The organism is Massilia paldalensis (assembly GCF_044901715.1).
Taxonomy (GTDB): Bacteria; Pseudomonadota; Gammaproteobacteria; order Burkholderiales; family Burkholderiaceae_D; genus Telluria; species Telluria paldalensis.
Window position 1 is genome coordinate 64,206 of sequence record NZ_JBJCIU010000003.1, and the last position, 20,996, is coordinate 85,201.

Consider the following 20,996-nt stretch of genomic DNA (forward strand, 5'->3'; position numbering starts at 1 on the left):
TAGATCATTAACAGAAGAGACAGGCGGCATTTTCCTTGGATTCGTCAAATTTTTCAATAAAGAAAGTTTAAATTCTTTCTAGAAATGATGTATTAGCACAACTTTTTGAGGCCTCGGATTGTGTATGATGGGAGCGCTATCATCCGGATGCTCCTTCCATGCCGTGCCGCCCGGCGAACAGGCATGAAAAAAGGGCGGCGCCTCGCGGCAGCCGCCCTCCGAAGAAGGAAACAGGATTTACTTGAGCATCTGCGAACGGCTGGCCACGAAGGCGATCAGCGCTGCCAGGCCGCCGACGTAGGCGATGGCGATCTGCATGCCCAGGCCCTGGGCGATGGCGCCCAGTACCGGCGGGCCCATCAGGCTGCCGCTATAGGCCATGGTCGCGACGCCGGCCAGTGCCGCCGGACCTTGCGCGCCGGCGGCGCTGAACACGAACGGGAACACCAGCGACAGGCCGAGGCCGGCGACGGCGAAGCCGAACAGGGCGAAATAGGCGTTCGGCGACAGCACGGCGAACATCAGGCCGGCCGCACCCAGCATCGCACCGCTGGTGACCAGGGGACGGGCGCCGTAGCGTGCCTTCAGCTTGTCGCCGACCAGGCGGGCCAGCAGCATCATCACCGAGAAGGCCGACAGGGCCAGCGGCGCCAGGCCGTCCGACGCACCGAAATGCTCTTTCAGGAACACGCCGCTCCAGTCGGCGATGCTGCCTTCGGCCATCGAGCCGAGGAAACCGATCAGGCCCAGGAACAGCAGCGGACCGCGCGGCAGCGAGAACGACTTCTTCTCGACGGTGGCCGGCGCATCGTCCGCGTCCAGCATGGTGTAGGCGAAGTATAGCAGCGCGGCCAAGGGACCGGCCAGCATCAGGAAGTGGGTGCCCGGCATGATGTGCAGGCTGGCCATCAGGCTGCCCAGCGTCGCGCCGGCCAGGCCGCCTGCGCAGCCGAGGCCGTGCAGCTTCGACAGTTCCGACTTGCCGGTACGGGTTTCGCGGCTGGTGGCAGCGGAGTTGATGGCGACGTCGAAGGTGCTGGCCGTGATGCCCAGGCTCAGCACGGCCATCATCAGCAGCGGCACGGTCGGGGCGACGCCGATCGCGATCAGCACGCACAGCAGCGCCAGGCCCGAGAACAGCAGGGTCTTGCGCGCGCCGAGCGAGCCCATCATGCGCGAGGAAATCGGGTAGGACAGCACGGCGCCGAGGCCACCGCACAGCAGCACCATCGACAGGGCCGAGTGCGAGACGTGGACGCGTTCGGCCATGGCCGGGATGCGGCCGGCCCACGAACCCATGATCACGCCGAACAGCGTGAACAGGATGGGCAGCGCGTGCGGCTGGACGAGCGCGATGGCGGGATTGCGCGAAACAGTGCTGGTGGCGGGCACAGGGGTTTGCATGATGGCTGGTGTGATGAGTGTTTTGTTGTTCGGCACCCGCCGCGTCGTGCGGCTTGGTGACTGCTTGCTAACAGGGTCTGAAAGCACAACGCCAACCGTGTGATTGGTTGGCGTCGGGCATCTGATGGGAGGCAATTCTACGCGTCTGGAGAAATTTTTGGTTTTCCACGCGGAAAAAAATTCCTACTGTTTGTAACCGCGTACGAAAGCGTTGCAGGCTCCCGACAAAGCGCACGAAATCCTCCTCATTTATCCGAATTTCTCGGCAATAAAGGGACGGTTGAGATGGATTTAGCCGACAAAGCAGCGTGATACCGGATATTCCCTAAGTACATAAAGGTGACATCGACAACTGTATTTGTCACCAAAATGATTACCTCAAGTCACTCTTCCTGGCAGTAACGGCAAGGTTTTGACGAAGTATGAACATGCTCGACAGCGCATATGGAAGAGCACGGCTCAACCCTGTTCCGGTCCATCCTATACAGCGCGCGGCACTTGTGTTGAAAACACCACATCGTTTTCAATCAATTCCGCCACGCACAATTGATAGCGCTATCACGCTCGCCACTATGACGAAGCGCCCGTCGGCCCGTCATTCCGGAGGATGCGCCCGCTCGCCATACTGCTGTGCAGCATGAATCGTGCTTTACAAACTTTTTTTGCTGCTAAAGACTTGTCAAAAAAATGATAGCGCTAACGGTAGCCAAACGGAGACAAACCATGCCACCAGCAAGCGATTCGCCCACCCCGCCGGCTTCGACGGGCCGTTGGGTGATCATGGGTGTGAGCGGATGCGGCAAGAGCACCATCGGTGCCGCCCTCGCCCACGCCAACGACGTTCCCTTCATCGAAGGCGACGCCTTCCATCCGGACGCCAACGTCGCCAAGATGTCGTCCGGCATTCCCCTCGACGATGCCGACCGCGCGGGCTGGCTGCAGGCCCTGGCCGACCAGATCCGCGGCGCGCGCGAGCGCGGCACCGGCATCGTGGTCTCGTGTTCGGCGCTCAAGCGCCGCTACCGCGACCTGCTGCGCCAGGCCGACCCCGGCCTGCGCTTCGTCCACCTGCAGGGGCCGCGCGCGCTGATCGAACAGCGCATGCAGTCGCGCCCCGGCCACTACATGCCGCCGTCGCTGCTGGACAGCCAGTTACGCGACCTCGAACCGCTGCAGGCGGGCGAGGACGGCATGACCCTCGACATCACGCTGGCGCCAGAACTGCTCATTGCCCGCATCGGCGCCGGCACGGAAAGGACGGATTGAACTAGTTCGCATCCATTGGCGCAGCCTCCCACCGTCCGAGGAGGCGCGCCGGCCACATAAAAAGCACGGAGACAGACATGCGTACACCACAAGCAAGAACCCTGATCAACCTCGCCGTCGCCAGCGCCTGCTGCATGCTGGGCGCGGCCCATGCGGAGCAGGCGGCGCAGCAGGCGGCCCAGCCGGCTGCCGCGCAAGCCGATACGGCACAGGCCACGCCGGCCCCGGCACCCGCCGATCCCGCAGCGCAGGCCACCCCGCCGGCGCCCGACGACCAGCAAACCCCTGCCGTGCAGACGATGCCGCCGGCCCCCGTCGCCGGCGCCGCTGCCAACACCAACGTCGTGCGCATCTCCGGCTCGCGCATCGCCGCGCGCGGTTTCTCGCAGCCGACGCCGACCACGAGCCTGTCCAGCGCCGACCTCGAAAAGGCGGCGAAGCCGAACCTGTTCAATACGCTGGTGGAATTGCCGGCGCTGCAGGGCAGCACGGGCCGCACCACCAGCACCAACAGCACCTCGAGCGGCATCCAGGGCCTCTCGTCCCTGTCGCTGCGCGGCCTGGGACCGATCCGCACGCTGACCCTGCTGGACGGCCAGCGCGTGGTCGGCGCCAACGTCACCGGCGTCACCGACGTCAGCCAGTTCCCGCAGCTGCTGGTCAAGCGCGTCGACGTGGTCACGGGCGGCGCCTCGGCGTCCTACGGTTCCGATGCCGTCGGCGGCGTCGTCAACTTCATCACCGACAAGAAGTTCGAAGGCTTCAAGGCCAACGTCGAGGGCGGCCAGACCAAGTACAACGACGACAAGAGCGGCACCGTGCAAGCCGCGTGGGGCAAGGGGTTCATGAACGACCGCCTGCACGTGACCGTCAGCGGCGAATTCTCGAAGGAGAACGGCATCGATTCGCCGGGCTTCGGCGAAGTGGGCGCCAACGGCCGCGACTGGTACCGCAACACCGTGTACGAGCGCCGCCCGCTGTCGCAGACGACCGATGGCCGCCCGGAATACCGCGTCATCGACCACGCCCAGCAATACCAGTACGCGAAATACGGCCTGATCACGAGCGGCCCGCTGCAGGGTACCGCGTTCGGCGCCGGCGGCGCCCCCTACCAGTTCCAGTACGGCTCGAACGGCGTGCCGCTCGGGAACGGCCAGGTCAGCAACTGCGTCAACCCGTTCTGCGTCGGCGGCGACCTGACGGGCAGCGTGGGCGCCGGCACCAACCTGGCGATGAACTTCAAGCGCCAGGTCGCCTACACGCGCCTGTCCTGGGACCTCGATCCGGACAACGAGATCTACTTCACCGCCAACTGGGCGCAGGTGGCCTCGCAGTTCACGCCGAACCCGGGCGCGGCCAAGCAGGCCAACCTGACGATCCAGTGCGACAACCCGTTCCTGCCGGCGTCGATCGCTGCCGCCTGCGCGGCCAACAATATCCGCAGCTTCCAGTACGGCACCGCCAACGCCATCTTCCCGGCCGACATCAACGTGCACCCGACGCGCACCCAGCGCCGCTTCGTGATCGGCGCCGACGGCAAGTTCAAGCTGTTCGGCCGCGAATGGAACTACGACGCCTACGCGGAGCACGGCGAGAACACCACCAACATCAACGTCCACGACATCACGCTCAACACGCGCTACAACAATGCGATCGATGCCGTGCGCCTGGCCGACGGCACCATCGGCTGCCGCAACGCGGTGGCGCGCGCCAACGGCTGCGTGCCGCTCAATATCATCGGCAACAACCCGGTCAGCGCCGCTGCCTGGGGCTACGTGGCGCCGGAAGCGGGCCCGATCCAGCGCACCGAGCAAAGCCAGGACGTGGCCAGCTTCAACATCAACGGCGAGATCTTCGACGGCTGGGCCGGCCCGATCTCGATGGCGACGGGCGCCGAGTACCGCCGCGAGAAGTACACGGTCAAGGGCGACCCGTACGGCGCCGGCGTGTCGCCCGACTCGCTGTCGCTGCCGGGCTACCCGGCCGACCCGACGCTCAACAGCACCGTCGGCAACAACTGGTATGCCGGTAACTACCACAACGGCGGCGGCTCCTATAACGTGCGCGAAGCCTACGTGGAATTCAACGTGCCGGTGCTGAAGTCGGAGCGCTGGGGCGAGGCCAACATCAACGTGGCCGACCGCCAGACCAAGTACAGCACGGCCGGCAGCAACGGCACCTGGAAGCTGGGCGCGACCTGGAAGACCCCGGTCGACGGCCTGCGCCTGCGCGCCGTGACGTCGAAGGACGTGCGCGCCCCCAACCTGTCCGAACTGTTCGCCGCCCCCGTCGTCGTCAACAACCAGGTGCAGTACCAGGGCAACGCGATCAGCGTCCAGCAGCGCACGGTGGGCAACACCAACCTGCGTCCGGAGACCGCCCGCAACAACTCCTTCGGCATCGTGCTGAGCCAGCCGACCTGGGCGCCGGGCTTCTCGGTCTCGCTCGACTACTTCGACATCAAGGTCAAGGACGTGATCTCGACGCTGTCGATCCAGCAGGAAGTCGACCTGTGCGCGGCCGGCAACCAGGAGATCTGCTCCGCGATGGTCTTGAACAGCCCGGGCAACAACTACGTCACCGTGCAGAACTTCAACCTGGCGTCGCTGCATGCGAAAGGCTTCGACCTGGAGACCGCGTACCGCAAGAACCTCGATGCCTTCAGCCTGCCGGGCCGCTTCACGTTCCGCGCGCTGGCCACCCGCAACCTGCACTTCATCACGGATTCCGGCGTGGTCGGCACGATCCCGAGCGAAGGCGCGGGCGTCAACCTTGGCAATACGCCGAAGTGGAAGGTGCTGGCCTCGCAGACCTGGGACGGCCTGCTGAACGACAAGCTGAGCCTGACCCTGACGGAGCGCTGGTTCAGCGACGGCGTGTACAGCAACGAGTTCATCGAGTGCCAGACCAACTGCCCGACCTCGACGCTGATCCACCCGACCATCTACAACAACCAGATGAAGGGCGCGACCTACCTCGACTTCGGCGGCAGCTGGAACATCTCGAAGCAGCTCATGCTGTACTTCAAGGTCGACAACCTGACCGACCGCGATCCGGAACCGGCGCCGCAGGCCAACCCGAGCTTCGCGATCAACCCGGCCCTGTACGACGTGGTCGGCCGCACCTACCGCGTCGGCCTGCGCTACAACTACTGATCGGGCGGCACCGTGTGGAACATCGTATCGGTGCTGCTGGCCGTCGGCCTGCTCACCGTGCTGATCGCCTGGGGCAAGGTGCAGCCGCTGCTGGCGTTCGTGATCGCCGCCATCGTCGCTGCCCTGCTGCTGGGCATGCCGGCGGCGAAGATCCCGGGCGCTATCGAGAAGGGCATCGGCGACCTGCTCGGGTCGCTGGTCGTCGTGATCTGCCTGGGCGCCGTGTTCGGCAAGCTGATCGCCGACAGCGGCGCCGCCCGCCAGATCGCCGCGTCCCTGATCGGCAAGACGGGGCCGGCCCGGATTCCGGTGGCGATGACCGTCACCGGCTTCGTGGTCGGCCTGCCGCTGTACTACAACGTCGGCTTCGTGCTGATGGTGCCGCTGATCTTTTCGCTGGTCCAGCAGTCGGGGCGGCCGGCCGTGGCGCTGGGCATGCCGCTGCTGGCCGGGCTGTCGATCGCGCACGGCTTCCTGCCGCCGCATCCATCCGCCACGGCGCTGGTCGTGGCCGTGCATGCGGACATGGGCAAGACGCTGCTGTACGGCCTGGCCGTCGCGATCCCGACCCTGATCATCGCCGGCCCCGTGTTCGCCATGAGCCTGAAGAACATCCGCGCCGAACCGGCGCCCATGTTCCGCAACGCCCAGCCGGTGGAGACGACGCCACCCGGCACCTTCAACTGCTTCGCCACCGCGCTGCTGCCGGTCGTGCTGCTGGCCGCGCTCACGCTGGTCACGCTGGTCCGGCCGGACCTGGCGGCGCCGCTCGCCTTCTTTTCCAACCCGCTGGTCGTGATGCTGGTCTCCTACTTCGTCGCGATCTGGACGCTGGGTCTCGCCCAGGGGCGCACGCTGGCGCAGGTGATGCAGGGGGCCCAGGAAGCGCTGCGCGAAATCGCACCCATCCTCCTGATCATCGCCGGCGCGGGCGCGTTGAAACAGGTGCTGATCGATTCCGGCGTCAGCGCCGAGCTGGGCGCGCAACTGGCCACGCTGCCGGTGCCGCCGCTGCTGCTCGGCTGGTCGGTGGCGACCCTGATCCGCATCTGCCTCGGCTCCGCCACGGTGGCCGGCGTGACGGCGGCCGGCGTCGTCGGCCCGCTCGTGCAGAGCTCCGGCTGCGACCCCAACCTGATGGTGCTGGCCGTGGGCGCGGGTAGCCTGATGTGCAGCCACGTCAACGATTCCGGCTTCTGGATGTTCAAGGAATATTTCGGCCTGTCGCTGAAGGACACCTTCCGCTCCTGGTCGCTGATGGAAACCCTGGTCGGCGTATTCGGCCTGCTGTTCGTGCTGTTGCTGTCGCTGTTCGTTCGATAAAAAAGAGAGAGGGGACACACATGAATCACCGACTTACCGCACTGGCGCTCGCCATGGCGCTGGCGCTGCCCGCCCATGCCGCTTCCGTTTCCAGTTACCAGACCATGCCCGACGACCCGCATGCCATCGTCGTCAAGGGCGCCCGCGGCGACGGCAAGGCCGACGACACGGCCGCGATCCAGCAGGCGCTCGATGCGGCCGCCGACAAGGGCCAGGGCGGCATCGTCTTCCTGCCCTCGGGCCGCTACCGCATCACGAAGAGCCTCCTGATCCCGCTGGCCGTGCGCCTGTACGGCGTGGGCGCCACCCGTCCCGTGTTCGTGCTGGCGCCGAACACGCCGGGATTCCAGCAGGGCGTGGCGAACATGGTCATCTTCACGGGCGGCGACCAGTACACGGTCGGCAAGGTGCCGATGCCGGTGCCCAGCGCTGTTCCGTTCGACCCGGAGCACAAGCCGGTGCGCGACGCCAATTCCTCCACCTTCTATTCGGCGCTGTCGAACGTCGACTTCGAGATCGGCGACGGCAACCCGGCCGCCGCCGCCGTGCGCATGCACACGGCCCAGCACTCGAACCTGTCGCACATCGACTTCCACATCGGCTCCGGCCTGGCCGGCGTCTACCAGGTCGGCAACATCGCCTACGACCTGAAATTCCACGGCGGCCGCTACGGCATCCTGAGCGAGAAGACCTCGCCCGCCTGGCAGTTCACGCTCGTCGATGCCAGCTTCGACGGCCAGCGCGACGCCGCCATCCGCGAGCACGAGGCGGGCCTGACGCTGGTGAACACGGACATCCGCAACACCCCGGTCGGCATCGAGATCAACCGCGGCTATGGCGACTGGCTGTGGGGCAAGGACGTGCGCTTCGAGAACGTGTCCAAGGCCGCCCTCGTCATCAGCAACGAGGACAACGTCTATACCCAGATCGGCTTCGAGCACGCCAGCGCGCGCAACGTGCCGACCTTCGCGCGCTTCCGCGACAGCGGCAAGACGCTGGCCGGCAACGGCCGCAACTACGAGGTCACGGCATTCAACCACGGCATGAAGCTCGACCAGCTGGGCGCGCCGGGCCGCTTCGACACCAGCTACAAGACGGCGGCGCTGAAGGATGCCAAGGCAAAAGGGCCGGCACTGCGGCCCCTGCCGCCGACGAAGGACTGGGCCAACGTGCGCAGCTTCGGCGCCAAGGGCGACGGCAAGACGGACGACACGGCCGCGATCCAGAAGGCGATCGACAGCAAGCGCACCGTGTACCTGCCGCTGGGCTTCTACCTCGTCAACGACACGATCCGCATGAAGCCGGACACGGTGATCGTCGCGCTGCACCCGGGCCTGACCCAGCTGGTGCTGCCGAACGGCTCGCCGGCCTTCCAGGGCGTCGACGGACCGAAGGCGCTGCTCGAGAGCGCGCGCGGCGGCGACGCCATCGTCTCCGGCATCGGCCTGGCCACCGGGGAAGTCAACAACCGCGCCGTGGCCCTGCTGTGGCGCGCGGGCGAGCGTTCGCTGGTGGACGACGTGCGCATCCAGGGCGGCCACGGCACGCGCCTGTACGACGGCTCGCGCGCCGACCCGTACCAGAAGAACGGCAACTGGGACACGACCGCGTGGTGGGACCGCCAGTACCCGAGCATCTGGGTGACGGACAACGGCGGCGGCACCTTCTCCGGCATCTGGTCGCCGAGCGGCTACGCCCAGGCCGGCTTCTACGTGTCGAACACGAAGACGCCGGGCTATGTGTACGAGCTGTCGGCCGAGCACCACATCCGCAACGAGATCGTGCTGGACGACGTGCAGAACTGGGAATTCCTCGCGCCGCAGACGGAAGAGGAAGTCCGCGACGGCATGGATTCCGTGTCCTTCGACATCCGCAACTCGAAGAACATCCTGATCGCCAACTACCACGGCTACCGCGTCACGCGCTCGATCAAGCCGGCGCCGACGGCCGTGCGCATCGAGAACTCGAGCGACATCCGTTTCCGCAACGTGCACGTGAACGGCGAGAGCGGCTTCGCCACCTGCGACGACAACGGCTGCGCCACCTACCTGCGCGCCTCCAAGTACCCGTACGAGAACGCGATCACGGACGCCACCCACAAGATCCAGGTGCGCGAGCGCGAGTTCGCGGTGCTCGACTACACGGGCAAGCAGACGGCCGCACCCGCCGCCCAGGGCAAGGTCGACAAGCTGGAAGGCGATTTCTATTCGATCGCCGGCGCCGCCGTCGACGCCCAGGGCCGCCTGTACTTCGTCGACCGCCACTTCAAGCGCATCTACCGCTGGGACCAGGCCGGCGGCCTGGCGATCGTGCGCGACGCCCCGCTCGACCCGATCAACCTCGCCATCGACAAGAGCGGCAACCTGATGGTGCTGTCGCACTACGGCAAGGAAGCGGGCGTGTACGCCTTCAAGCCGGACGCGCCGCGCAGCCAGCTCGCGATGATCAAGCCCACGCCGGTCGCGCAACGCGCCGACACGCAGGTGGCGATTCCCGTGAACTTCTGGCAGAACGGCGAATTCCAGGACCAGCTGGACTTCAAGACCTATGAATTCACGACGCTGGCCGAGATGTTCGCGCGCGACGTCGCCAAGCCCAAGGCGCAGGAATACGTGTCGCCCGACGGCAGCCTGGTGTTGCCGGCGTACCGCGTGCTGCGCCAGGGCCCGACGGACCACATGGGCTACCGCTGGTCGGACACGCTCGACACCCACGGCTTCACCTACGGCCGCGTGGGCGAGCGCGTCGTGTTCACCAACGGCTCGGAGAACCGCACCTTCAGCGGCCTGCTGGGCGCGGGCGGCGCCATCACGGACCTGAAGACGGTCGCCGACCGCGGCGGCGAGAGCGCGGCCGTGGGGCCGGACGGCAAGGTCTATGTCGCCAACGGCCAGGTGTTCGTCTACGGCCAGGATCCGAAGCAGCCGGTCGGCCGCATCGACGTGCCGGAGCGCCCGCTGCAGCTGATCTTCGGCGGCGCGGACAAGCGCACGCTGTTCATCCTCACCCACCACAGCCTGTACTCGACGCGGATCTGACCATGAAACGTGCTTTCCTTCCCCTGCTGCTGGCGCTGGCCTGCGGCGTTTCCGCCGCCCAGCAGCAGGCGGCCCCGCCAGTGTTCCAGTTGTGGCCGGACGGCGCGCCCGGCTCCGAGAAGCGCCACGGCGAAGCGGAAAAGGTCGCCGACGGCGTCTACTTCAGCAACATCCACGACCCGTCGCTCACCGTGTCGCGCGCCGATCCGCGCCATGCCAACGGCGCCGCCGTCGTCATCGTGCCGGGCGGCGGCCACCGCATGCTCGTGTTCCAGAACGAAGGCATGGTGGCGGCGAAGACGCTGAACCGGATCGGCGTGTCCGCCTTCGTGCTGAAATACCGGCTGGCGCGCGACGGCGGCTCGGGCTACGACATCGAGCGCGACGCGGCGGCCGACCTGCGCCGCGCCGTGCGCTGGGTGCGCGCGCATGCGGCCGAGTACGGCGTCGACCCGCAGCGCGTGGGCGTGATGGGCTTCTCGGCCGGCGGCGAGCTGGTATCGCTGGTGGCGGACAATCCGGAGAGCGCGCCGGCCCCCGCGCGCGATGCCGTCGACAAGCTCAGCGCGCGGCCGGACTTCCAGGTGCTCATCTATCCCGGCCCACTAGGGTCGCCGGCCAGGGCCGCGGACAAGGCGCCCCCGGCCTTCATCGCGGCCGGGTCGAAGGACAGCTGCTGCATGCCGCCGGCCCTCAAGCTGTACCAGCAACTGGTCGGAGCAGGCGTGTCGGCCGAACTGCACCTGTACGCCGATACCGACCACGCCTTCAACATGGGCCAGCGCGGCGAGCGCGTCTCGCTGCAGCACTGGCCGGACCGCCTGGCCGACTGGCTGGCGGACGGCGGCTGGCTGATCGCGCGCGGCGCCAGCGTGCCCGCGCCCTGAACGCACTGATCCAGGAGAACGAATGAAATCTGTCTTGATACCGGCCGCCGCGCTGGCAACGATGCTGGCGCTGGCGCCGGCCACCGTGCCGGCCGCCACGCTCACGCTGGCGCCGGGTGCCGGCACCGACATCCAGTACAAGGTGCTGGTGCTGGCCATTCCGAACAAATACCACTACGAATACATCCCGGTGGCGCGCGACAGCCTGGAGCACCTGGCCAAGCTGCACGCGTTCCAGCTCACCTACACCAACAAGCCCGAGATGTTCGAGGGCGACCTGAAGCAGTACGCGGCGGTGGTGTTCCTGAATACCCCCGGCGAAGAGCTGAACCCGGCCCAGCGCGCGAAGTTCGAGCAGTACATGCGCGAAGGCGGCAATGCCGTCGTCGTGCACCGCGCCGCGATCACGCCGCCGAACAACTGGGTCTGGTACGAAAAGCTCGTGGGCCGCTCCTTTACCAACCATCCGATGCTGCAGACGGCCGCCGTCGACGTCGTCGACCGGGGCTTCCCGGCCGCCTACGGCATCCCGCAGCGCTGGATGTGGAGCGATGAGTGGTACGTCACCACCAACCCGTACAAGATCACGATCCACCCCGTGCTGAACGTGGACGAGAGCACCTACGATCCGGAAAAGATCTGGCCGGGCCAGGTGTCCAAGGGCATGGGCAAGGACCACCCGGTGGCCTGGTACCACGAGGTCGAGAAGGGCCGCGTGTTCGTCACCACGCTGGGCCACAACGGCGAGATGTACCGCGATCCGCAGTACCTGAACCACCTGATGGGCGGCATCTGGTGGGCGGCGACCGGGAAGGGCCAGGCGGCCAGCCGCTAGGGTCCGGCCACATTACTACGTCGCCCCTGCCTGCGCAGGGGCGACGATGTTTAGTTCAACAAAAACACGGCTCCTAATCCGCCCGCCGCGCCGCCGTCCCGCGCAGCAGCGCTTCCACGCTGTCGAAGTCGGCCGGCTTGGTGAGGTGGGCGTCGAAGCCGGCCTCGCGCGAGCGCTGGCGGTCCTGCTCCGCACCCCACCCCGTCAGGGCCACCAGCGTGGCCGCCTCCATGCCCTCGGCCCGGCGCAGCTCGGGCGCCACGTCGAAGCCGCTGCGGTCCGGCAGGCCGATGTCGAGGAACACGGCATGCGGGCGGAAGCGCGGCGCCTCGGCCAGCGCGGCGGCGCCGTCGTGCACCACGCGCACGGCATGGCCGCTCATCTCCAGCAGCGCGCCCAGCGTCAGGGCCGCATCCACGTTGTCGTCCACCACCAGCACGCGCAGCGCGGCCGCGTCTTCCACGTCGGCGGCAGCAGCAGCGGGGCCCTCGGCGGGCGCCGCGGCAGGCGTCTCGAGCGGCAGGAATACCGTGAAGCGGCTGCCGAGGCCGGGACCGCCGCTCTCGGCGCCGACCCGGCCGCCGTGCAGCTCGACGAGGCGCCGCACCAGGTTCAGGCCGACGCCCAGCCCGCCCTGGGCCATGCTGTGCGTGTTGTGGGCCTGCGCATACATGTCGAACACGTGGGGCAGCATGTCCGGACCGATGCCGATGCCGTTGTCCTGCACCGCCAGCACGACCTCGTTGCCTTGCACGCGCGCGGCGACGTCGATGCGGCCTCCCTTGGGCGTGTACTTGGCCGCGTTGTTGACCAGGTTGCTCAGGATCTGGGCGACGCGGTGGCGGTCGACATGCAACACGACGGGTTGCGGCGGCAGGTCCAGCGCCAGCCGGTGGCCGCCCGCCTCGACCAGCGGCATGCTGATCTCGATCGCATCGCCGACCACCTGCTGTAACTCCACCGGCGCGCGCCGCAGCTCGACCTTGCCCTCGGACAGGCGCGCCATGTCGAGCAGGTCGTCGACCAGGCGCACCATGTGGTCCACCTGGCGCCGCATCATCGCATGCACCTCGCCCGACCCCGGCACGGCGCTCTTGCCGGCACGGATGCGCAGCAGTTCCAGGCCCGTGCGGATCGGCGCCAGCGGATTGCGCAGCTCGTGCGCCAGCGTGAACAGGAAGTCGCTCTGCATGCGGTTCTTCTCGGTCAGCTCGCCCGCCAGGCGGCGCAGCTCCTGCTCGGCATCCTTGTGCGTGCTGATGTCGAAGGTGACACCGTCGAAGCGCACCGGCTGGCTGCCCGCGCTCATGTCGCACCAGCCGATCGCGCGCAGCCAGCGCCGGCCGTCGCCGCTCCTGAATTCCAGGTCGAGCGCCGTGCCGCGCAGGGTGGCGGCCTCGATGCAGGACGCCAGGCGCTCGCGGTCGGCTTCGTCGACGGCGCCCAGCAGGTCGGCGGGCGCCACGTCGCGCCGCCCCTCCAGGCCCAGGTGAGCCTGCATCTGCGGGTTCAGGCGGTACTTGTCGAACGGCGCATCGGCATACCAGACGCCGATGTCGCCGGCGCGCGCCACCTGCTCCAGGCGCTGTTGCAGCGTGGTGCGCGTGTGGATGTCGACCACGGTGCCGACCAAGCCGGCCGGCGCGCCGTCGTCGTCGAAGCGCGGCATGCCGGCATCGATGAACCAGCGATACTTGCCGTCGTGGCGGCGCAGGCGGTAGTCGAGCGAGAACGGGGCGTGGCTCGCGTTCGCGTCCAGGAACACGTCGCGCGCGCGGTCCATGTCGTCGGGGTGGACGTTCTCCAGCCAGCCCAGGCCCAGGTCCTGCTCCGGCGTGCGGCCCGTGTAGTCGTACCAGCGCTTGCTCAGGTAGGTGCACTGGCCGTCGACGTCGGTGGTCCACAGCATGACGGGGGCGACGTCGATGATCGAGTGGAAATACGATTCGCGCAGCGCCAGCTCCTCGCGCTGCACGCGGCGCTCGGCCGCCAGTTCCAGCTGGCGCTGCACGCGCGCCAGCAGCTCGTTGGCGGCGAACGGCTTGACCAGGTAGTCGTCGGCGCCCGCCTGCAGGCCCTCGACCTTGGCTTCCTCGCCCGCGCGCGCCGACAGCAGCATCACGGGCAGGTGGCGCAGCGATTCGCTGGCGCGGATGCGGGCGATCAGGCCGAAGCCGTCCAGCCTGGGCATCATCACGTCGCTCAGCAGCAGGTCCGGCATGTGCTCCGGATCGGCCTGCAGCAGCGCGAACGCGGCTTCGCCGTCGGCGCACACGGCGACCTGCGCATGCGGGTCGAGCAGCGACTTCAGGTAGGCGCGCATGTCGTTGTTGTCGTCCGCGATCAGGATGCGCGGCAGCGTGCCGGATGGCGCCCCGGCGCGCGCCGGCGCACGTACTGGTCCCTCGCCGACCTCGCGCCCTTGCGCCGCCGCCGTCTCGTCCGGCAGCCAGCGCAGCGCTTCCTCGACGAAGGCAGCGCCCATGCGGCCCCCTTCCTGGTCCGAGGCCTGGTTGCGCGTGTCCTGCGCATGCACGATGCGTTCCTCGGGCAGGTGGTGGTAGCCGAACGGGATGTCGACGACGAACTCCGTCCCCTCCCCCAGCGCGCTGTCGACGGCGATCGTGCCGCCGTGCAGGCGCACCAGTTCCTGGATCAGCGCCAGGCCGATGCCGGTACCCTCGAAGGTGCGGCCGGGCGTGCCCTCGATGCGGTGGAAACGCTCGAACACGCGCGGCAGCTCCGCCTCCGGGATGCCGCTGCCGGTATCGCGCACCGACAGCCGCGCCACGTCGCCGTGGCGTGCCAGGCTGACGGAGACGCCGCCGTGCAGCGTGAACTTGAAGGCATTCGACAGCAGGTTGAAGACGATCTTTTCCCACATGTCGCGGTCGACGTAGACCGGCTCGCCCAGGTCCTGCAGGTCGAGGCGGTAATCCAGGCCGCCCTTTTCCATCGCCGATTCGAACACGCTGGCCAGGTCGCCCGTCAGGCGCGCCAGGTCGAGCGGTTCGTAGTTGGCCTGCACGCGGCCCGCCTCGATGCGCGAGAAGTCCAGCAGCGAGTTCACCAGCTTCAGCAGGCGCAGCGCGTTGCGGTGGGTGACGTCGATGCGGCGCCGCTGGAGCGGGGACAGCGCTTCCTCGCGGTCCGACAGGGCGTCGTCGAGCGGTCCCAGGATCAGCGTCAGCGGCGTGCGGAACTCGTGCGAGACGTTGGAGAAGAAGGCGGTCTTGGCGCGGTCGATCTGGGCCAGCTCCTCGGCGCGGCGCTGCTCCTTTTCGTAGGCGACCACGTTGCCGACCGCCGTGTTGATGGCGGCACCCAGCAGTTCGTAGAAATTCAGGTACTCGGCATCGAGGGCGCGCGCGGCGCTCACGCCCGCCGCCACGAAGCCGTACAGTTCCGGCTGGCCCGGCGCCGTGACCGGCAGCACGATCGCCGAGTCCGGCGGCACGTCGTAGGGCCCGCACTTGACGTCGCCGAAGCGCGCGGCCAGGCCGTCGACCTGCTGGGCGCTGCGTTCGCGCTGCGTGCGCGCGAACGGCCACAGCGCGTCGTCCAGCTCCGCCACGGGCGGGGCCAGATGGGCGTGCGCGTCCATGCCCGCGCCGGCGCGCAGCAGCAGCTTGCCGCTGTCCGGATCGATCTGGTACAGCAGCACGAACGGCAGGTCGAGCGCCATGTTCTGCGACTGCGCCTCGATGTCGCGTCCGATGTCGCCGATCGCGCGGGCATCGGCGATGGCGGCGCTCAGGTCGCGCAGGCACTGGTTGCGGCGCGCGCTCAGCACGGCCGCCGTCGCCTCCGAGATCGGGTGGAAGATGCCGCCCACCTCGCCCGACTCGACGCGGATCGGCGAGAACGAGAAGGTCATGAACGCTTCCTCGAGGTAGCCGTAGCGGTCGAGGAACATGCGCTGGTCGCGGATGTACGTGCCTTCGCCCTGGTGGGCGCGCTCGAACTTGTCGCCCACCACGGGCAGCGCGCTGGCCCACACTTCCTTGAACGGCGCCCCCATCGATGCCGGGTGCAGGTCGCCGCAGATCGGGCGGTAGGCGTCGTTGTAGATCTGGATGTCGTCCGGCCCCCATGCGATGAGGATCGGGAAGGTCGAGGACAGGCACAGGCTGACCGAGGTGCGCAGGCTTTGCGGCCACGTGGCGGGCGGCCCGAGCGGCGTCGTGGACCAGTCCATCGCGCGGATCAGGGCGCCCATCTCGCCGCCGCCGGCGAGCCAGCTCAGGTCGTCGGTCGGGGTGGAAGGCGAGTGTGGAGGGGACATGGGCGTGCTTGGTGGGGAAAAGAAAAATGCGATCAATGATGTCGATCGCCACCTTATTGTACGGCAAATATGCCGCTTCCCCGACCAATTATCGAATTCACCACGCCCCACCGTGGCAATCCGCCGACGCCGCCCGCCGGGCGCCCATCCCGCCGGCGCAGCGGTCGCTAGTCTTCGCCCGCCTGGTGGAATACCAGGTCCTCGACGCGCCTGCCGTGGCACAGGTGGTCGTCGATGATGCGGTCCATGTTCTCCGGCGTGACGTTGTAGTACCAGGTGCCGTCCGGCTGCACGCAGACGATCGGCCCGCCCTTGCAGGCGGCGAAGCAGCTCACGCGGCTGCGCTTGACGCGCAGCTCGCCCGCGTTCAGGCCCGCGGCCTTGAACTTGTCGCCCAGGCTGTCGAACAGGGCCTGCGACGCGCCGTCGGCGCTGCAGCGCGGTCCCGTGCAGACCAGCAGGTGGCGGCGATAACTGCCGATCTTCGGCTTGACCACTTCCTGCGCCGCTTCCATACCGCTCTCGTTCTCGTTCATCCTTCATTCTCCTCGGTGGCGGCGATCGCCTCGTCTTCCCACGGTTCGTCCAGCGTGGCCTGGATGTAGTCGGCCGGCAGGCGGTAGCGTGCCGCCAGCACGGCGATGTCGTCGCCGGCATCGTATTCCGCGCGCAAGGCGTCGAGCCAGCCCAGGAGGCCCGTCGACAGCGAGCGGCCGGCGCGTTCGCCCTCGCGTGTCGCGCCGCCTTCCATGTCGTACTTGTTGGCGTAGCCGCGCGGCGTGACCATCAGGCCATGCTTCACGAAGGTATTGCTGTTGCCGATCAGGACGGTGCTGAGCATGCCGATGTCCGCCTCCGCCATCGCATCGAGCGTGGTGAACACGATGTTCTCGCGGCGGCGGTAGGCGCTCTTCACGATGGCGACCGGCGTGTCCGGGCGGCGGTGGCGCAGGAACAGGCGCTGCGCCTCGACGATCTGGCGCGTGCGGCGGCCGCTCTTGGGGTTGTACAGCGCGACGACGAAGTCGGCCATCGCCACCGCATCCAGGCGGCGCGCGATGGTCGGCCAGGGCGTGAGCAGGTCGGACAGCGAGATCGCGCAGAAGTCGTGCGTCAGCGGCGCGCCGACCAGCGCGGCGCAGCTGTTCAGCGCCGACGCGCCGGGGACGATCTCGACCTGCACGGGGTCGTCCGGCGTCCAGCCGGACTGGAACAGCACCTCGTAGGTCGGGCCGGCCATGCCGTAGACGCCGGCGTCGCCCGACGAGATCAGGGCGACCTTCTTGCCGGCACGGGCCGCCTCCAGCGCGCTGACGGCGCGGTCCAGTTCCTCCGTCATCGACTTGCGGATGATCTCCTTGCCCTCGATGAGGTCGGCCACCAGCTTGATGTAGGTGACGTAGCCGATCACGACGTCGGCTTCGGCGATGGCGGCCCTGGCGCGCTGCGTCATGTGGTCCACGCTGCCGGGGCCGATCCCCACCAGCATGATCTTGCCTGCGGCCGGCAGGTCGGTCGTGATGTCCTGTGCATCGTTCATGTGTTCATCCTTGCGATCGAGACGGTGGCATTGCGGCCATCGGCGCCCCGGTGTTTGTATTTTTCGACGACCAGCGCGCTCATCGGCGCATCCGGTCCGGCGGCCAGCAGCGCAGCCGCCTCGCTGACGGACGGCGTGCCCGTGTAGCGCCGCACCGTCTCGGACGGATTCGGCACCGGCACGGCGGCCAGTTCGTGCGCTTCATAGAAATGCAGGGGCCAGCCCAGCTCGCGCGCCAGCGCCAGGAACGCGGCCTCGTCGCGCTTCAGGGCGATGCTGGCGGCGGCCGCGACCTGGTCCGGGCGCGCGCCCGCGGCGGCCAGCGCGGCCAGCACGGCGTCGCGCACCGTGTCGAGCGGCACGCCGCGGTCGCAGCCCAGGCCCACGGTGAACCTGCTCATGCAGCGGCGTCCTGCGGCGGGCGGTACACGACCAGGCGCTCCTTCAGCGCATCCCAGCGTTCCTGCGGCACCTCGGCATGCGTGACCCACAGCACGGCGGCGTAGCGGTCCAGCGGCACCTCGTCGAAGCGGGCGAAGCGGTGGATGGTGTCGGGCAGCGGCGTGGGTCGGGTCCACCAGTCGGCGCTGCCCGCTTCCTGCACGAAGGCGATCGGTTCGCCGTTGACCACGTGGGCCGACACGCGCGTGATGTTGATCTTCGGCGCTTCCACGCGCCAGCCCAGGTGGCGACCCAGGATGTCGACGGGGATCGTGCGGCCCACGTCGGACGCGGTGGTCAGCACGGGCGCGGCGCCCAGCAGGTCGGCCACGCGCTCGCTCCATTCGTTGGCGCCGCCCACGTGGCCCGACAGCACGGGGATCACGTACTGGCCGGCATCGTCGACGACGATCACGCCCGGGTCCTCGTCCTTGCTGCGCAGGTGCGGCGCGATCAGGCGCACGACGGCCCCCAGCGAGACGAAGAACACGATCTGGTCGTAGCGCTCGAACAGGGGGCCGATCTCGTCGCGCAGCGCGCCGTCGTAGGCGCGCAGGGGGTTATACAGGCCGGCGAAGGTGGCGGCGAACTTGGCCGAGGTGCAGATATCGGCATCCGGCAGGTCGGCGGCCAGGCGCGCGGCCTGGGCGGCGCCATGCTTGGTGATCGCCACCAGGCAGAGGCGCGGCGTGGCAGGGTTGTTCGTTCCATCCATCTATTCGTTCTCCATCGATAAAGGTTGCGGGCCGCTCTTCCTGAGGCAGCCCTTGATGCGTTCGCCGCGGATGCGGTGCGGGTGCTTGACGATCAGCAGGGACAGGTAGCTGACCTTGGTGCCGCGCAGCGCCAGGATCTCGCCGGCGGAACAGCGCCGCTCGTCCGGCGCGCCCACGCGTTCGATGAAGTGGGCGCCGGCCAGCAGGTCGCGCCGCTCCATCCAGTCGATCAGTTCGTCCAGGATCGGCTTCACCTTCATCAGCACCAGCGTGTCAAAGTCGGGCAGAAGGCGGTCGACGGCACTCACGCCGTAGGCGGCCGGCACGATGGCGACCGTGTCGTCCTGCTCGGAGAACGGCACCTCGACGGCGGCGCAGGCGGCCGTGAAGGCGTTCACCCCGGCGACGATCTTCACGCCCACGGTGTCGTCGAGCGCGCGCACGGTGCGCGCCAGGTGGCCGAAGGTGGCATAGGTGCTGGCATCTCCCTCGACGAGGAACAGCACGTCGCGTCCCGCGCGCAGCCAGGGCAGCACCGTCTCGGCCGCCTTGAGCCAGGCGCGCGCCAGCTTCTCGCCGTCGTGCGTCATCGGGAATAGCAGCAGCGCGTGCTCCTCCGGCGGCGCCAGTCCGGCGCGCTGCACGATGTCGAACGCATAGCTGGGCGTCTTGCCGCTGCGCGCCGGGTAGACCCAGACGGTGTCGCGGTGCTGCAGGGCATCCCAGGCCGCGCGCGTGATCAGGCCGGGGTCGCCGGGGCCCAGCGAGATGCCCCACAGGGTGCCGCTCATGCCGACACCTCCGTACGGCGCGCGCAGACGATCCACACGGGGTTCTCGGCCGCCATGCGGTGCATGTGCAGGATCGGCTTGCTGCGCGCGGCCTGCAGCTGCAGCACGTCCCACGAAATACCCTCTCCTTCCAGCGACTGCAGCGTCGCCGTGGCCGTGGCCAGGTTTTCCAATGTGACGAAGTTCATCACGAGGGAGCCTCCCCGGCGCAGGCGGCGCAGGATGCCGGCGATCAAGCCGGCCAGTTCCCCGCCCGAGCCGCCGATGAAGACGGCGTCCGGATCGGGCCAGGTGTCGAGTCCTTCCGGCGCCTTGCCGTGGAACAGGCTGTAGTTGGAGACGCCGAAGGCCGCGTGGTTCTGCCCCGCGATCGCGTGATCCGCCTCGTTCTTCTCGATGGCATACACATGGCCCTGGGGACACAGGCGCGCCGCTTCCAGGCCGACGGAGCCGGAGCCGGCGCCGATGTCCCAGACGACGCTGTCCGCCCGCAGCTGCAGGCGCGCCAGGCTGACGGCGCGCACTTCCTGCTTCGTGATCAAGCCTTTCTCGGGCTGGCGCTGCGCGAATTCCGCATCGGCCAGGCCGAAGCGCACGGGGCGCGGCGCGGCGGCCGTGCGCCACAGCAGCACGACGTTCAACGGCGCGAAGCGCATGCCGGCCGCGTCGTGCGGGCTCAGTTCCGCCAGCACGCGCTCCTCCGGCTGCAGCAGGTTCTCGGCGACCGCCATGTGGAAGTCGTCGCCCAGGCCTTCCGCCACCAGCAGGCGCGCGATGCGGTCCGGGCTGTTGTCCGGGCTGGTGAGCACCAGCAGGCGCGCGTTGGCGCGCACAGCCTGGGCCAGCGCATACAGGCCGTGCGACGGCAGGCTGCCGCGTGCCCACTCGCCGGCGTCGCGCGCGTGCACCGAGACGATCCGTGCATCCTGCCACGCGAGGCCGATGCGCGCGCAGGCCAGCTGCAGTGTTGACAGGTTGGGCAGGATGTCGAGCGCCTGCACGCACAGGTGCTGGGCCAGGTACGGCGCGATGCCGTGGCACAGCGGGTCGCCGGTAGCGAGCACCACGCAGGAGAGGTGGTCGGCGCGCGCGGCGCGCACCCAGTCCGGCACGGCCTTCAGCTGGCCCGTGAGGTCGTGGCGAACGGCGCCGGCCTTGAATTCGTGCTCGAACAGCGCCAGCGTGCGCGCGCCGCCGATCACCACGTCGGCGCTGCGCAGATGGGCCAGCGCGGTGGCGTTCAGGCTGGCGACGCCGTCGTCGAGGACGCCGATCACGCGGCAGGGGTTGGGGTCGTTGAGGCTGGTATCCATGG

Annotated in this window: 14 protein-coding genes; 6 read left to right on the plus strand and 8 right to left on the minus strand. The window is 68.4% G+C overall.

Annotated elements, in window-relative coordinates; genetic code table 11:
• Window positions 1–237: 237 nt before the first annotated feature.
• The gene (locus ACI1V7_RS15005; RefSeq protein ID WP_404532593.1) at window positions 238–1,404 is read right to left on the minus strand and encodes an MFS transporter; all 1,167 of its coding nucleotides are present in this window, start codon (window positions 1,402–1,404) and stop codon (window positions 238–240) included.
• Between the two features lie 723 nt (window positions 1,405–2,127).
• Here ACI1V7_RS15005 and ACI1V7_RS15010 point away from each other — a divergent pair.
• From ACI1V7_RS15010 to ACI1V7_RS15035, 6 genes are all read left to right on the plus strand, one after another.
• Window positions 2,128–2,670 (plus strand): gluconokinase, encoded by a 543-nt coding sequence (locus tag ACI1V7_RS15010; RefSeq protein ID WP_404532594.1) that lies wholly within the window; start codon window positions 2,128–2,130, stop codon window positions 2,668–2,670.
• Window positions 2,671–2,747: 77 nt separating this feature from the next.
• Complete coding sequence (locus tag ACI1V7_RS15015; protein ID WP_404532595.1) at window positions 2,748–5,825, plus strand: TonB-dependent receptor domain-containing protein; 3,078 nt, start codon at window positions 2,748–2,750, stop codon at window positions 5,823–5,825.
• A gap of 12 nt (window positions 5,826–5,837) precedes the next feature.
• Window positions 5,838–7,148, plus strand: coding sequence for a GntT/GntP/DsdX family permease (locus ACI1V7_RS15020; RefSeq protein ID WP_404532596.1), 1,311 nt, complete (start codon window positions 5,838–5,840; stop codon window positions 7,146–7,148).
• 20 nt (window positions 7,149–7,168) lie between these two features.
• Complete coding sequence (locus tag ACI1V7_RS15025) at window positions 7,169–10,186, plus strand: glycosyl hydrolase family 28-related protein (protein ID WP_404532597.1); 3,018 nt, start codon at window positions 7,169–7,171, stop codon at window positions 10,184–10,186.
• A gap of 2 nt (window positions 10,187–10,188) precedes the next feature.
• Window positions 10,189–11,073, plus strand: a complete 885-nt coding sequence (locus ACI1V7_RS15030; RefSeq protein WP_404532598.1) for an alpha/beta hydrolase — start codon at window positions 10,189–10,191, stop codon at window positions 11,071–11,073.
• A 22-nt stretch (window positions 11,074–11,095) separates the two neighbouring features.
• Window positions 11,096–11,908, plus strand: coding sequence for a ThuA domain-containing protein (locus ACI1V7_RS15035; RefSeq protein ID WP_404532599.1), 813 nt, complete (start codon window positions 11,096–11,098; stop codon window positions 11,906–11,908).
• Between the two features lie 73 nt (window positions 11,909–11,981).
• Here ACI1V7_RS15035 and ACI1V7_RS15040 read toward each other — a convergent pair whose 3' ends face one another.
• The 7 genes from ACI1V7_RS15040 to cbiE form a co-directional block, all read right to left on the minus strand.
• On the minus strand, window positions 11,982–16,193 hold the full coding sequence (locus tag ACI1V7_RS15040; protein ID WP_404532600.1) for an ATP-binding protein: 4,212 nt from the start codon (window positions 16,191–16,193) through the stop codon (window positions 11,982–11,984).
• Between the two features lie 167 nt (window positions 16,194–16,360).
• A complete protein-coding gene (locus ACI1V7_RS15045; RefSeq protein ID WP_404532601.1) occupies window positions 16,361–16,729 on the minus strand; it encodes a (2Fe-2S) ferredoxin domain-containing protein in 369 nt (122 codons plus the stop codon).
• The gene (gene cobJ / locus ACI1V7_RS15050) at window positions 16,726–17,733 is read right to left on the minus strand and encodes a precorrin-3B C(17)-methyltransferase (RefSeq protein WP_404532602.1); all 1,008 of its coding nucleotides are present in this window, start codon (window positions 17,731–17,733) and stop codon (window positions 16,726–16,728) included. Before cobJ ends, ACI1V7_RS15045 begins: the two co-directional genes overlap by 4 nt.
• Complete coding sequence (locus tag ACI1V7_RS15055) at window positions 17,730–18,134, minus strand: cobalamin biosynthesis protein (RefSeq protein WP_404532603.1); 405 nt, start codon at window positions 18,132–18,134, stop codon at window positions 17,730–17,732. The genes cobJ and ACI1V7_RS15055 overlap by 4 nt, the downstream gene beginning before the upstream one ends.
• Window positions 18,131–18,889 carry a cobalamin biosynthesis central domain-containing protein gene (locus ACI1V7_RS15060; protein WP_404532604.1) on the minus strand — a complete coding sequence of 253 codons (759 nt, stop codon included), beginning with the start codon at window positions 18,887–18,889 and terminating at the stop codon, window positions 18,131–18,133. The genes ACI1V7_RS15055 and ACI1V7_RS15060 overlap by 4 nt, the downstream gene beginning before the upstream one ends.
• Entirely contained in the window at window positions 18,890–19,681 is a 792-nt protein-coding gene (gene cobI / locus ACI1V7_RS15065; RefSeq protein ID WP_404532605.1) for a precorrin-2 C(20)-methyltransferase, read from the minus strand. It lies immediately after the preceding gene.
• The gene (gene cbiE / locus ACI1V7_RS15070; RefSeq protein WP_404532606.1) at window positions 19,678–20,994 is read right to left on the minus strand and encodes a precorrin-6y C5,15-methyltransferase (decarboxylating) subunit CbiE; all 1,317 of its coding nucleotides are present in this window, start codon (window positions 20,992–20,994) and stop codon (window positions 19,678–19,680) included. Before cbiE ends, cobI begins: the two co-directional genes overlap by 4 nt.
• Between the last annotated feature and the right edge of the window lie 2 nt (window positions 20,995–20,996).

What these genes read in the sequence shown, in the direction of transcription:
- ACI1V7_RS15005 (WP_404532593.1), bottom strand. Translation starts at nt 1,404, where the DNA reads ATGCAAACCCCTGTGCCCGCCACCAGCACTGTTTCGCGCAATCCCGCC.
- ACI1V7_RS15010 (WP_404532594.1), top strand. Translation starts at nt 2,128, where the DNA reads ATGCCACCAGCAAGCGATTCGCCCACCCCGCCGGCTTCGACGGGCCGT.
- ACI1V7_RS15015 (WP_404532595.1), top strand. Translation starts at nt 2,748, where the DNA reads ATGCGTACACCACAAGCAAGAACCCTGATCAACCTCGCCGTCGCCAGC.
- ACI1V7_RS15025 (WP_404532597.1), top strand. Translation starts at nt 7,169, where the DNA reads ATGAATCACCGACTTACCGCACTGGCGCTCGCCATGGCGCTGGCGCTG.
- ACI1V7_RS15030 (WP_404532598.1), top strand. Translation starts at nt 10,189, where the DNA reads ATGAAACGTGCTTTCCTTCCCCTGCTGCTGGCGCTGGCCTGCGGCGTT.
- ACI1V7_RS15035 (WP_404532599.1), top strand. Translation starts at nt 11,096, where the DNA reads ATGAAATCTGTCTTGATACCGGCCGCCGCGCTGGCAACGATGCTGGCG.
- ACI1V7_RS15040 (WP_404532600.1), bottom strand. Translation starts at nt 16,193, where the DNA reads ATGTCCCCTCCACACTCGCCTTCCACCCCGACCGACGACCTGAGCTGG.
- ACI1V7_RS15045 (WP_404532601.1), bottom strand. Translation starts at nt 16,729, where the DNA reads ATGAACGAGAACGAGAGCGGTATGGAAGCGGCGCAGGAAGTGGTCAAG.
- cobJ (WP_404532602.1), bottom strand. Translation starts at nt 17,733, where the DNA reads ATGAACGATGCACAGGACATCACGACCGACCTGCCGGCCGCAGGCAAG.
- ACI1V7_RS15055 (WP_404532603.1), bottom strand. Translation starts at nt 18,134, where the DNA reads ATGAGCAGGTTCACCGTGGGCCTGGGCTGCGACCGCGGCGTGCCGCTC.
- ACI1V7_RS15060 (WP_404532604.1), bottom strand. Translation starts at nt 18,889, where the DNA reads ATGGATGGAACGAACAACCCTGCCACGCCGCGCCTCTGCCTGGTGGCG.
- cobI (WP_404532605.1), bottom strand. Translation starts at nt 19,681, where the DNA reads ATGAGCGGCACCCTGTGGGGCATCTCGCTGGGCCCCGGCGACCCCGGC.
- cbiE (WP_404532606.1), bottom strand. Translation starts at nt 20,994, where the DNA reads ATGGATACCAGCCTCAACGACCCCAACCCCTGCCGCGTGATCGGCGTC.